The 12,720-nt window shown below is 65.0% G+C and carries 11 protein-coding genes; 9 read left to right on the plus strand and 2 right to left on the minus strand.

Annotated elements, in window-relative coordinates; translation table 11 throughout:
* The first annotated feature begins 98 nt into the window (after nucleotides 1–98).
* The 8 genes from BRA1417_RS0120455 to BRA1417_RS0120490 all read left to right on the plus strand — a co-directional run bounded on the left by BRA1417_RS0120455 (nucleotide 99) and on the right by BRA1417_RS0120490 (nucleotide 9,371).
* The gene (locus tag BRA1417_RS0120455; protein ID WP_027517409.1) at nucleotides 99–1,595 is read left to right on the plus strand and encodes a CoA-acylating methylmalonate-semialdehyde dehydrogenase; all 1,497 of its coding nucleotides are present in this window, start codon (nucleotides 99–101) and stop codon (nucleotides 1,593–1,595) included.
* Between the two features lie 24 nt (nucleotides 1,596–1,619).
* Nucleotides 1,620–2,765: an isobutyryl-CoA dehydrogenase gene (locus tag BRA1417_RS0120460; RefSeq protein ID WP_027517410.1), complete on the plus strand. Its 1,146-nt coding sequence runs from the start codon at nucleotides 1,620–1,622 to the stop codon at nucleotides 2,763–2,765.
* Nucleotides 2,762–3,829, plus strand: coding sequence for an enoyl-CoA hydratase/isomerase family protein (locus BRA1417_RS0120465; protein ID WP_027517411.1), 1,068 nt, complete (start codon nucleotides 2,762–2,764; stop codon nucleotides 3,827–3,829). Before BRA1417_RS0120460 ends, BRA1417_RS0120465 begins: the two co-directional genes overlap by 4 nt.
* Before the next feature lie 30 nt (nucleotides 3,830–3,859).
* Complete coding sequence (gene mmsB / locus BRA1417_RS0120470) at nucleotides 3,860–4,750, plus strand: 3-hydroxyisobutyrate dehydrogenase (protein ID WP_027517412.1); 891 nt, start codon at nucleotides 3,860–3,862, stop codon at nucleotides 4,748–4,750.
* Nucleotides 4,750–6,468 carry an AMP-binding protein gene (locus BRA1417_RS0120475; RefSeq protein WP_027517413.1) on the plus strand — a complete coding sequence of 573 codons (1,719 nt, stop codon included), beginning with the start codon at nucleotides 4,750–4,752 and terminating at the stop codon, nucleotides 6,466–6,468. The genes mmsB and BRA1417_RS0120475 overlap by 1 nt, the downstream gene beginning before the upstream one ends.
* A complete protein-coding gene (locus BRA1417_RS0120480; RefSeq protein ID WP_027517414.1) occupies nucleotides 6,469–6,948 on the plus strand; it encodes a MaoC family dehydratase in 480 nt (159 codons plus the stop codon).
* A 282-nt stretch (nucleotides 6,949–7,230) separates the two neighbouring features.
* Entirely contained in the window at nucleotides 7,231–8,148 is a 918-nt protein-coding gene (locus BRA1417_RS0120485; RefSeq protein ID WP_027517415.1) for an SDR family NAD(P)-dependent oxidoreductase, read from the plus strand.
* Entirely contained in the window at nucleotides 8,145–9,371 is a 1,227-nt protein-coding gene (locus tag BRA1417_RS0120490) for a TIGR03862 family flavoprotein (RefSeq protein WP_084462265.1), read from the plus strand. The genes BRA1417_RS0120485 and BRA1417_RS0120490 overlap by 4 nt, the downstream gene beginning before the upstream one ends.
* A gap of 11 nt (nucleotides 9,372–9,382) precedes the next feature.
* On the opposite strand, the gene BRA1417_RS0120495 is transcribed toward BRA1417_RS0120490, so the two are convergent.
* Nucleotides 9,383–10,597, minus strand: a complete 1,215-nt coding sequence (locus tag BRA1417_RS0120495; protein WP_027517417.1) for an MFS transporter — start codon at nucleotides 10,595–10,597, stop codon at nucleotides 9,383–9,385.
* Nucleotides 10,598–10,688: 91 nt separating this feature from the next.
* Here BRA1417_RS0120495 and BRA1417_RS0120500 point away from each other — a divergent pair, with 91 nt between their 5' ends.
* On the plus strand, nucleotides 10,689–11,591 hold the full coding sequence (locus tag BRA1417_RS0120500; protein ID WP_027517418.1) for a LysR family transcriptional regulator: 903 nt from the start codon (nucleotides 10,689–10,691) through the stop codon (nucleotides 11,589–11,591).
* On the opposite strand, the gene BRA1417_RS0120505 is transcribed toward BRA1417_RS0120500, so the two are convergent.
* Nucleotides 11,592–12,671, minus strand: a complete 1,080-nt coding sequence (locus tag BRA1417_RS0120505; protein ID WP_027517419.1) for a D-TA family PLP-dependent enzyme — start codon at nucleotides 12,669–12,671, stop codon at nucleotides 11,592–11,594.
* Nucleotides 12,672–12,720: the final 49 nt, after the last annotated feature.

The following is a 12,720-nucleotide window of genomic DNA, read 5'->3' on the forward strand; positions in this document are numbered from 1 at the left end:
CGCACATCTATGGTGCATTATCTCAGACTTGAATCCTATAAAATGCAGGTCGATAGGATTTGTCAAAGCGTTCAAGCTCGCCTCAAGGAGACTATTCCATGCGTTCAGTCGGACATTTCATTGGTGGCAAGGAGGTCAAGGGCACCTCGGGCCGCACCGCCGACGTTTTCGAGCCGATGACCGGTGACGTCCAGGCCAAGGTGGCGCTGGCGTCCAAGGCCGAGGTCCGCGCCGCCGTGGAGAACGCCCGCGCCGCGCAGCCGGAATGGGCCGCGACCAACCCGCAGCGCCGCGCCCGCGTCATGATGAAATTCGTCGAGCTGGTGCAGCGCGACTACGACAAGCTCGCCGAGCTGCTCGCCCGCGAGCACGGCAAGACCGTTCCTGACGCCAAGGGCGACATCCAGCGCGGCCTCGAAGTCGCCGAATTCGCCTGCGGCATTCCGCATCTGATGAAGGGCGAATACACCGAAGGCGCCGGCCCCGGCATCGACATCTACTCGATGCGCCAGGCGCTCGGTGTCGTCGCCGGCATCACGCCGTTCAATTTCCCGGCGATGATCCCGATGTGGAAGTTCGCGCCCGCAATTGCCTGCGGCAACGCCTTCATCCTGAAGCCGTCGGAGCGTGATCCCGGCGTGCCGATGATGCTTGCCGAGCTGATGATCGAGGCGGGCCTGCCGGCCGGCATCCTCAATGTCGTCAACGGCGACAAGGAAGCGGTCGACGCTATCCTCGACGATCGCGATATCAAGGCCGTCGGCTTTGTCGGCTCCACGCCGATCGCGCAGTACATCTATGAGCGCGCAGCCCAAACCGGCAAGCGCTGCCAGTGTTTTGGCGGCGCCAAGAACCACGCCATCATCATGCCCGACGCCGATATGGACCAGGCGGTCGACGCACTGATCGGCGCCGGCTACGGCTCGGCCGGCGAACGTTGCATGGCGGTCTCCGTCGCCGTTCCCGTCGGCAAGTCCACTGCCGACCGTTTGATGGAAAAGCTGGTCCCGCGCGTGGAGAGCCTCAAGATCGGCACCTCGATCGATCCATCCGCCGATTACGGTCCGCTTGTGACGCGCGAGGCGGTCGAGAAGGTCAAGGGCTATATCGACATCGGCATCAAGGAAGGCGCGACGCTCGCCGTCGACGGCCGCGGTTTCAAGATGCAGGGCTACGAGAACGGCTTCTATCTCGGCGGTTCGCTGTTCGACAATGTCACCAAGGACATGCGGATCTACAAGGAAGAGATTTTTGGCCCCGTGCTCTCGGTCGTGCGCGCGCACGATTACAAGGAAGCGCTGGCGCTGCCGTCGGAGCATGATTACGGCAACGGCGTCGCGATCTTCACCCGCGACGGCGATGCCGCGCGCGACTTCGCGGCCAAGGTCAATGTCGGCATGGTCGGCATCAACGTGCCGATCCCGGTGCCCATCGCCTATTACACTTTCGGCGGCTGGAAGAAGTCCGGCTTCGGCGATCTCAACCAGCACGGCCCGGATTCGGTGCGCTTCTACACCAAGACCAAGACGGTGACCTCGCGCTGGCCGTCCGGCGTCAAGGAAGGCGCGGAGTTCTCGATCCCGCTGATGAAGTAACACTCGTTGGAGCGAAGCTAACAGATGCAGTTCGCTCTGAACGAGGATCAGATCGCGGTTCGCGACATGGCGTTGGCGTTTGCGGCGGAAAAGATCGCGCCGCACGCGCTGCGCTGGGACGAGGAGAAGCATTTTCCGGTCGAGGTGATGCGCGAGGCCGCCACGCTCGGCATGGGCGGCATCTACATCCGTGACGATGTCGGCGGCTCCGCGATGTCGCGGTTCGACGCGGCGCTGATCTTCGAGGCGCTGGCGACGGGTTGTCCGACCACCTCGGCCTTCATCTCCATCCACAACATGGCGTCCTGGATGATCGATGCCTACGGCAGCGACACCCAGCGCCACACATGGTTGCCCAAGCTCTGCACCATGGAGCTGATTGCGAGCTACTGCCTCACCGAGCCGGGCGCCGGCTCGGACGCGGCAGCGCTCCGCACCCGCGCCGTGCGCGACGGCGAGCATTACGTGCTCAACGGCCAGAAGCAGTTCATCTCCGGCGCCGGCGGCACCGATCTGCTGGTCGCGATGGTCCGCACCGGCGGTGACGGTCCCGGCGGCATCTCGACGCTCGTGATCGACGGCAAGACGCCGGGCGTCTCGTTCGGCGCCAATGAGCGCAAGATGGGCTGGAACGCGCAGCCGACCCGCGCCGTGATCTTCGAGAACGCGCGCGTGCCGGTCGCCAATCGCTTGAGCGAGGAGGGCGTCGGCTTCAAGATCGCGATGGCTGGTCTCGACGGCGGCCGCCTTAACATCACGGCCTGCTCGCTCGGCGGCGCGCAGACCGCACTCGACAAGGCGCGCGCCTACATGAAGGAGCGCAAGGCGTTTGGAAAACGCCTCGACGAATTCCAGGCGCTGCAGTTTAAGCTGGCTGACATGGCGATCGAGTTAGAAGCTGCGCGCACCTTCTTATGGCGGGCAGCGGCTGCACTCGACCGGAAAGATCCGGACGCCACAATGCTCTGCGCGATGGCCAAACGCTTCGGCACCGACGTCGGATTCGAGGTCGCCAACCAGTCGCTCCAGCTTCATGGCGGCTACGGCTATCTCAGCGAATACGGCATCGAGAAGATCGTGCGCGATTTGCGCGTGCACCAGATTCTCGAAGGCACCAATGAAATCATGCGGCTGATCGTGGCGCGCAAATTGATCGAGGGCGCCCGATGAGTGGAGCGGAGGAGGGCGATCTGGTCGCGCGGATCGAGGGCTCGGCCGGCATTATCAGGCTCAACCGCCCCAAGGCAATCAACGCCATCACGCTGGAGATGTTTCGCGACATCGACAGGGCGCTCGACCGCTTTCAGGCCGATCCAGCCGTTGCCGTGATCGTGCTGGAAGGTGCCGGCGAGCGCGGCCTGTGCGCCGGCGGCGACATCCGCGCGCTCTGGGAAAGCTCGAAGGTCGACGGCGACCTCGGCAAGATCCTGTGGCGGGAAGAGTACATCCTCAACGCGCGGATCAAGAAATTCCCAAAACCCTATGTTGCCTTCATGGACGGCATTGTGATGGGGGGCGGCGTCGGGCTCTCGGCCCATGCGAGCCATCGCATCGTCACCGACCGCACCAGGCTCGCCATGCCTGAGGTCGGGCTCGGTTTCTTCCCCGATGTTGGCGGCACCTATCTGTTGTCACGCGCGCCGGGCGAGATTGGCACCTATTTTGGCCTCACCGGCCAGATCATGAACGGCCCCGATGCGATTCACGCGAAGTTTGCCGACGCAGTGGTTCCGGCCGCCAAATGGCCCGAGTTGCGCGACGCGCTGATCAAGGTTCGCCAGGGCGTCACCGCGGCCGATGTCAGCACGCTCATCGACGGTTTTGCGACCGGGGAGACAGCGGGGCCGGTCGCCGCAAAGGAGCCGGCGATCGACGCATTGTTCGGCTTCGACCGCATGGAAGACATCTTTGCCGCGCTCAAGCGCGACGGTTCCGAGTTCGCGCTCGAGACGTTGAAGACGCTCAACGAAAAATCGCCGCGCGGCTTGGTGGTGACACTCAAGCTGCTGCGGCTCGCGCGCACCGCGTCGAGCCTGGAAGAATGCCTAGTGCGCGAATATCGCGCTGCGCTGGAAGTCTTCCGCAGCGACGATTTTCGCGAAGGTGTGCGTGCCGCCGTGATCGACAAGGACCGCAATCCGACCTGGTCGCCGTCGCGGATCGAGGACGTCACGCCGGACATGCTGGCGCAGTATCTCGCCGAGATCGGCGCCGACGAATTGAAGTTCAACTAATCAACGAAACGTTCAGCGGAGGAAACGAAGATGGCCACGATCGCATTTATCGGTCTCGGCAACATGGGCGGCCCCATGGCCGCCAATCTGGTCAAGGCCGGCCACAAGGTCGTCGCTTTCGACCTCGCCGAGGCCTCCCGCAACCAAGCCAAGACCGATGGCGCCGGCATCGCCGAGAGCGCCGCAGGCGCCGTGAAAGGCGCCGATGTGGTCGTCACCATGCTGCCGGCCGGCAAGCATGTGCTCGGCGTGTGGGGCGAGGTCGTTCCTGTCATGACCAAGAGCGCGCTGATCATCGACTCCTCCACCATCGACGTCGAGAGCGCGCGCCAGGCGCATACGCTGGCGGCCAGGCACGGAGTGCTTTCGGTCGACGCGCCGGTCTCCGGTGGCACTGGCGGCGCCAAGGGTGCGACGCTCACCTTCATGTGCGGCGGCGAGGACAACGCGTTCGCAGCGGCAAAGCCCGTGCTGGAGAACATGGGCAAGAAGATCGTGCATTGCGGCGGCGCCGGCGCGGGCCAGGCGGCAAAAATCTGCAACAACATGATCCTCGGAATTTCCATGATCGCGGTGAGCGAGGCGTTTGCGTTGGCCGAGAAGCTCGGGCTCTCGCACCAGGCGCTGTTCGACGTCGCTTCGACCTCGTCCGGCCAGTGCTGGTCGCTGACGACCTATTGCCCGGTGCCCGGGCCGGTGCCGACCTCGCCCGCCAACAACGACTACAAGCCGGGCTTTGCTTCCGCACTGATGGTGAAGGATCTGACGCTGGCGCAGGACGCCGCCAAGGCCGCCGGCGCGGCGACGCCGCTCGGCAAGCATGCGCAGGAGATCTATCGGTCATTCGACGCAGCCGGCCAGGGCGGGGTGGATTTTTCCGGAATTATCAAGCACGTTAGGAGTCTAGCCGGGAAAGCTTGATGACGACATTTCAGGAAGCGCGCGCGTTTCTGCTTCACAACCGCACGGACTACGAGACAGCGGTCAAGGACTTCCGCTGGCCGGATCCGGTTCCCTTCAACTGGGCCCTCGACTGGTTCGACGCCGAGCTGGCGGCGAATGTGGACAGCAAGGATCGTCCTGCGCTCTGGATCGTCGATGCCGCGCAGGACCGGCAGACCAAGCTCTCGTTCGGGGCGTTGTCGCGCCGCTCCAACCAGGTCGCGAACTTCCTTCGTGCACAGGGCTTGAAGCGCGGCGATCATCTCCTGCTGCTGCTCGGCAATGTCGTTCCGCTGTGGGAGACCATGCTGGCCGCGATCAAGCTCGGCGTCGTCGTGATTCCCGCAACGACGCTACTGACCGCCGACGAGCTGCGCGACCGGCTCGATCGCGGCCAGGCGAAAGCGGTGGTGGCAGCGCAGGACCAGGTTGCGAAGTTCGCAAGTCTTGGCGCCGACAATATTGTCCGCATCGTCGTGGGCGAGGCCTCCGATGGCTGGCTTTCCTATGATGAGGCGGCAAAGGCGTCGGAGAGCTTTGCAGCCGACGGTCCGACCAACGCCGATGACCCCATGCTGCTCTATTTCACCTCGGGCACGACCGCAAAACCAAAACTGGTGCGGCACAGCCAGCGCAGTTATCCCGTCGGCCATCTCTCGACCATGTACTGGATCGGGCTGCAGCCGGGCGATGTCCATCTCAATATCTCTTCGCCCGGCTGGGCCAAGCACGCCTGGAGCTGCTTCTTCGCGCCGTGGAATGCGGGCGCAACCGTCTTTGTGGTCAACCAGCCGCGCTTCGACGCCAAGGGCCTGCTTGCCACGATCGGCCGCTGCGGCGTCACCACGCTGTGCGCGCCGCCGACGGTATGGCGGCTGTTCATCCAGGAGAACTTGGCGTCGTTCAAGGTGGTCTTGCGCGAGGTCTGTGGTGCCGGCGAACCGCTTAATCCGGAAGTGATCGACCAGGTGCAGGCCGCCTGGGGCCTCACCATCCGCGACGGTTACGGGCAGACCGAAACGACGGCGCTCGCTGGCAACTCGCCGGGGCAAAAGATCAAGGTCGGCTCGATGGGCCGGCCGCTGCCGGGCTATCGCGTGCAGGTCAGCGATGCCGATGGTCATCCGGCCAAGGAGGGCGAGGTGGCTCTGGTGCTCGGCGAAAACCGCCCCGCCGGCCTGATGCAGGGCTATCAGGGCGACAACGGTGGGCTGTCCGGCGCCGAAGGCGAGCTCTATCGCAGCGGCGACGTCGTGTTTAAGGACGATGATGGCTATCTCACCTTCGTCGGGCGGTCCGACGACGTGTTCAAATCCTCCGACTATCGCATCAGCCCGTTCGAGCTCGAGAGCGTGTTGCTCGAGCATGAGCTCGTCGCAGAAGCCGCGGTCGTGCCGAGCCCCGATCCGATCCGGCTCGCGATTCCCAAGGCTTTCGTTCTGCTGACATCCGGCGCGGAGCGCTCGCCGGAAACCGCGCTCTCCATCTTCAGGCATCTGCACACGCGCCTTGCGCCGTTCAAGCGCATCCGCCGCCTCGAAATCGTCGCGGAGCTGCCGAAGACGATCTCGGGAAAGATCCGCCGCGTTCAGCTCAGACGTCTCGAGCGCGACGACGACCGCAACGATCCCCTGCGCGGCCGGGAATTCCGCGAAGAGGATTTTCCGGAGCTGCCGAAAACACGGAGCGAGACCTAAGTGAACGAAGTGTGGAAGAAGCCGCCGATTACGCTTCAGGCCTATCAGGCAATGGTCGGCAAGGAGATTGGCGTGTCGTCGTGGCACCTGGTCGATCAGCCCCGCATCGATACCTATGCCGACGTGATCGAGGATCACCAGTTCATTCACGTCGACCCGGAGCGTGCGAAGAAGGAGACGGCGTTCGGCACCACCATCGCGCACGGCTTCCTCACGATGTCGCTGCTGTCCATCATGTCCTACGAGGTGATGCCCGTCATCGCGGGCACCACGATGGGGGTCAATTACGGTTTCGACAAGTTGCGTTTCATCTCGCCGGTGCGTTCGGGAAAACGCGTTCGCGGCCGTTTCGTGCTGGCGGAAGCCAAGCTGCGCAAGCCGAATGAATTGCAGTCGCGCACCAACGTCACCGTGGAAATCGAAGGCGAGGACAAGCCCGCGCTGGTCGCGGACTGGCTAGGGTTGATCTATTTCGCCTGAGTGGACCGTCGCTGCCGGGCTTGACCCGGCAACCCATCGCTGCTCAAAAGCTGTCCAAATCGGTGCGCTCGAACCCTCTCCCCTTGTGGGAGAGGGTGCCTCGCGGAACGCGAGGCGGGGGTGAGGGGTCTCTCTCCGCGAGCACATCCGTTGCGAGAGACCCCTCATCCGGCGCCGTAGCCAACGCTACGCGTTGGCGTTTTAACCAGGAACGGCGGCCGTTGGCCGCCTACGCCACCTTCTCCCACAAGGGGAGAAGGAAGAAGAAGCAGGAACTGCACAATGGCAATCAGGTTCGACGGACGCGTCGCCATCGTCACCGGCGCGGGCAATGGTCTGGGGCGCGCACATGCGCTCGGCTTGGCCAGCCGCGGCGCCAAAGTCGTGGTCAACGATTTCGGTGGCGCGCGCGACGGCAGCGGCGGCTCGCTCTCGCCAGCGGAGGCCGTGGTCGAGGAGATCCGTAAAGCGGGCGGCACCGCGATGGCCGACGGCGCCGACGTCTCCAATTTCGAGCAGGTCACCGCGATGGTCGAGCGCGCCACCAAGGAGTGGGGCAGCGTGGACCTCTTGTGTGCCAATGCCGGTATTTTGCGCGACAAGTCGTTCGGCAAGATGGAAGCGGCCGATTTCCAGAAGGTGCTCGACGTGCACCTCGTCGGCACCTTCTATTGCTGCAAGGCGGCGTGGGCCGGCATGCGTGATCGCAACTACGGCCGGATCGTGCTGACGACGTCGTCCTCCGGCCTCTACGGCAATTTCGGCCAAGCCAATTATGGTGCGGCCAAATCCGGCATGGTCGGCCTGATGAACGTGCTGGCCGAAGAGGGCCGCAAGGCCGACATCCGCGTCAACATCATCTCGCCGACGGCGGCAACCCGCATGACGGAAGAGCTGCTGCCGCCGCAGGCGCTGCAGTTGATGAAGCCGAACGCGATCACGCCCGCGGTCGAGTACATGCTGAGCGAGGACGCGCCGACCCGCACCATCATGGGCGCTGGCGCCGGCTCGTTCGCGGTGATCAAGATCGTCGAGAGCGAGGGCATCAACCTGCCGGAGTCCGACTGGACCCCGGATGCGGTCGCGGCGCATTTCGCGGAGATCAGCGACATGTCGAAGGCGAAGGCGCTGCAGGGGGCTTTCGAGCAGACGCAGAAATACGTCGCCCAGGCCGCTGCGCGCGCCGGGGTAAAACTCTGACAGCCGTCGCCATCATCGGCGCCGGCCCCGCCGGTCTGATGGCGGCCGAAGTGCTCGTGCAGGGTGGTGCTCGCGTCACCGTCTACGACGCAATGCCGTCCGCGGGCCGCAAATTCCTGATGGCCGGCCGCGGCGGCCTCAATCTCACCCACAGCGAACCGCTGCCGCAGTTCATGGCGCGCTACCGCGACGCGGCGCCAAGATTGCAGGCCGCGATCGAAGCGTTTCCGCCTGACGCGCTGCGCGCCTGGAGCGAGGCGCTGGGCGAGCCGACTTTTGTCGGCTCCAGCGGGCGTGTGTTTCCGAAGGCGTTCAAGGCCTCGCCCTTGCTGCGGGCCTGGCTACGACGCCTCGATGCTGCCGGCGTGCGCTTTGCCTTTCGCCAGCGCTGGATGGGCTGGGACGGAGAAGGACGACTGGTCTTTGACACATCCGGCAGTGGCGCCACGATCGCAGCGGACGCGACAGTGCTGGCACTCGGCGGCGCCAGCTGGCCGCGACTAGGCTCCGATGGCGGCTGGACGACGATCCTGGCCGACAAAGGCGTTGCGATCTCGCCGCTGCGGCCGGCGAACTCCGGCTTCACCGTCGACTGGTCGGAAATCTTCCGCACACGCTTCGAAGGCCAGCCGCTCAAGGGCATCACGCTGTCCTTCGGCCCGCAGCGCGTGCGCGGCGAGGCCATGATCACAAGCGGCGGGATCGAGGGCGGGGCGATCTATGCGCTGTCGGCCGACTTGCGCGAGGCGATCGCGGCGAACGGCGAAGCGGTCCTGCAGGTCGCGTTGCGGCCGGATGTCGATCATGGCGAACTCGTCAAGCGCCTGTCCGCCTCGCGCGGCAAGCAATCCTTCTCCAACTTCTTGCGCAAGGCTGCGCAGCTGTCGCCGGTCGGGGTCGGGCTGCTGCAGGAGGCCGCCATTGGTGCCGGGCAGTCGTTGTCGGCAATATCGGCTGAGCGATTGGCGGAGCTCATCAACGCCGTGCCGGTCACGCTCATAGGCGTCGCGCCGATCGCGCGCGCGATCTCCAGCGCCGGCGGGATTTCCTTCGATGAACTCGACTCGGATTTCATGATCCGCAAGCTGCCGGGTGTGTTCGCAGCCGGTGAGATGCTGGACTGGGAGGCGCCGACGGGCGGCTATCTGCTCCAGGCTTCGTTCGCGACGGGGGCTGCTGCGGGCAGGGGTGTGTTGCGGCGGCTCGCCCAACTGTCGTCCTGACCGTCTCTTCATTACGTCCCGGTCCGGGTTGCGAGATCGGTGAGGAGGCCGAGCGCGCCGAAGCTTGCCGCCACTGCGCAGACCATCGTCCAGCCCCCGTAGCTCCAGGCTAGCGATGCCGCCGCCGCGCCGACGCCACCGCCAATAAAGAACAGCGCGACGAACAGGCCGTTCATGCGACCGCGGGCCTCAGGGCGCAACAGATTGATCGCGCGGCGGCCCAGCGTCTGGTCGGTGGTGATGCCGACGTCGAGCAGGATTGTGCCGAGGCTCAGGACCAGCAGACTGGTGATCCGGGATTCCAGCATGCTCGCCCAGGCGCAGAGCGCGAGCGAGCCGATGATGAGCAGATGGGCGGCAAAGAACATCGGCCGCGCCCGGCCCTTGTCGCCCCAGCGGCCGGCCATCGGTGTCGCCGCGGCGCCCGCGACGCCGATGAGCGCGAACGCCGCAACTCCCTTGGCGTCGAGCTCGAACGGCACCTCCGGCAGCCGCAGCGCGACCGCCGACCAGAACGCTGTGAAGGAAGCCATGACAAGCGATGCGGTCCAGGCCCGCACGCGCAGCACGGGCTCTTCGCGCAGCAGTCTTGGGAAGGACAGCAGTAACTCAGTGTAGCTCGCGCGTGCCGTCGGTCGAAGGGTTGGAAGGTAACGGGCGAGTGCGCCGGCAAGCAGGGCCATCAAAGCGGCCGAGACGACATAGTAGGCACGCCAGCTCCAGAGATCTGCAATCAGGCTCGCCGCAGGTCGTGACAACAGGATGCCGATCATCAATCCGCCCATCACCTCGCCGATGGCCTGGCCGCGGCGATCCGGTGCCACCATGGATGCGACCAGCGGAACCATCATCTGGATCGCCGCGCAGCAGGCGCCGAGGATGAAGTTGGCGAGCAGCAGGAGCGAGGGCGTCGGCGCGAGGGCCGTCGCGAGAGCGGCGAGGATCGCGCAGCCGAGTGTGCGGAGGATGACAAGCCGGTTCTCGACGAGATCGACCAGAGGTACGAGCAGCAGCAGGCCGAGCGCATAGCCCAGCAAGGTCAGCGTGCTGATCAGCCCCGCCTGCCACGCCGGCATGGACATTGACCGGCCGATCAAGCCGAGCAGGATCTGCGGCGCGAACAAATTGGTGACGACGACACCGGCGGTGATCGCGCCGAGCCAGATCAGCGGCCGCTCGGCGAGCTGGTTTCGGGACGCAGGCCTGGTGGTTTCGGAGACAGTCATGGGACCTCGCAGCTGTGGCGCGGGACCCTTTAAGCGGGGGCATCAATATGCTACAATTCAAATAAGGCTATAAAGAATATGCGGGTTTGTTATGAATACCCATGACCTTGTCGCTTTCGTCGCCGTGGTCGAGACCGGATCGATTGTCGCAGCGTCGGCGCGTCTCAATCTCACCCAGCCTGGCGTGACCCGACGTATCCAGAATCTCGAGGAGATGCTGGGGGCGCAGCTTCTGGATCGGCTCTCGAAGCCGCTGAAGCCGACGGCAGCGGGGCACGAGGCCTATGAGCAGGGCAGGCGCCTGCTCAGGATGCTGGACGATCTCAAGTCGGGTGTCGCCAACGACGGAATGGTCCGCGGCGAGTTCAGGCTCGGCCTGACGCCGTTTCTCTCGGAAGCGGGTTTGACCGCACCGCTCGATGCAGTGCGTGCCGAATTTCCCGCGCTGGCGGTGCGGGTGGTCTCGGGTTGGTCGCCGAACCAGCTCGAGCGTGTCTGCCGCAACGAGCTCGATGCTGCCGCGATTTGTCTACCCGACGGCGCGGTGCCGCCCGCCGATCTCGCGGCCGACGATCTCGGCGCGCAGCCCGTCGTCTTCGTCGTCGCACGCGAGATGAAGATCCCGCGCACGGTCGATCTGGAACGGTTGTCCCAACTGTCGTGGGTGATCAACCAGGACGGTTGTGGATTTCGCGATACGCTGAAGCGAAGATTCGATGCCTCGCATCTGCCGTTCAACATCGCAGTCGAGGCGCTGGACAGTGAGCTTCGCCTGTCGCTGGTGTCGCGCGGCCTCGGCGTCGGGCTGGTCACCCCGATCGCCCTGAAACGCAGCGCGTTCCGCGACAGGCTCAAGCCGGTCGCTGCGCGCGACTTCAAACCCGCCGTCCGCGCATGGGTGGTGCATCGCGCCCCCGCCGGTCGGGTGGAGCGGCCGATCAAGCTCTTCCGCGATGGACTGGTCCGGGAACTCCAGGCGCTGATCGGGGGCTAGCTACCGCAGCTTGCCCCGCGCCGCCACCGGCAGCGTGCCGATGATCTCGTCGCCGCGCACCATCACCACTTCGTCCATCATGTTGACGACGACGCAGACGTGATTGGGCACGATGCGGACGACGTCGCCGACATTGGGCCGGGTGTTGCTGCGGGAGAGGTCGAGGAAGCCGTGCTCCTCGGCGAAGCGTGCGATCCTCGCTTCGGGATGCTCCAGGATGAGGCCGTGGCCGTCGAGGCCGCCGGTGTCGGTCGTCAGCGTCTTCGAGCCCGCGTCCAGGATGCCGCGCTCGGGCGCGGCGCGGCTCACCACCGTCGAATAGATGTGAAGCGCGCAGTCGTCCCAGGTGGCGGAGCCGGCGGCGACCTGCATGCGGTCGTTGTAGATATAGGTGCCGAAGCGATGCTCGGTGCCGCCCTTGAGCTTGCCGAGATTCTTCAGGTTCGGCGTCCCGCCGGTCGAGACGATCTTTGCATCCAGCCCGTGCGCGCGCACGCCGGCCAGAGCTTCGTCGTAGAATTTTTGCGCATCCGCCCAGCCAGTCTCGGTCGGATACATCATGAAGCCGGCGAATTGCAGGCCCTTGGATGCGGCAATCTCCTGCGCCAGGGCAATCGCCTCCGCTGGTGTCTCGACGCCGGCGCGCTTGCGGCCGGTATCGCATTCGACGACGACCGACAGCGGTCGGCCGGAAGCCGCGGCGGCCTTGGGCAGGCCGGCAACGATGGTCGAATTGTCGGCGGCGACCGTCATGTTCGCCTTCGCCTGCAGCGCCCCTAACCGCGCCATCTTCTCCTCGCCGAGCAGATTGTAGCTGATCAGGATGTCGTCGATCCCGGCATTGGCCATGATCTCGGCTTCACCGAGCTTTTGGCAGGTGATGCCCTTGGCACCGGCAGCGATCTGCATCTTCGCAATGGTCGGGTTCTTGTGCGTCTTGATGTGGGGCCGGTTGGCGATCCCGGCGTCATCGCAGGCCTTCTGAATCCGGATGATGTTGCGCTCGACCTTGTCCATGTCGATGACGGCGCAGGGCGTGCCGTACTCACGGGCGATCTTGGCGGCGAGGGTCGTTGTCATGGAAGTCTCTGAGTTGGCGCGCATTCCGTTTGCAAAAGCGGTGCCCACT

The sequence above is a fragment of the Bradyrhizobium sp. WSM1417 genome, from assembly GCF_000515415.1.
In the GTDB taxonomy this organism is placed as follows: Bacteria; Pseudomonadota; Alphaproteobacteria; order Rhizobiales; family Xanthobacteraceae; genus Bradyrhizobium.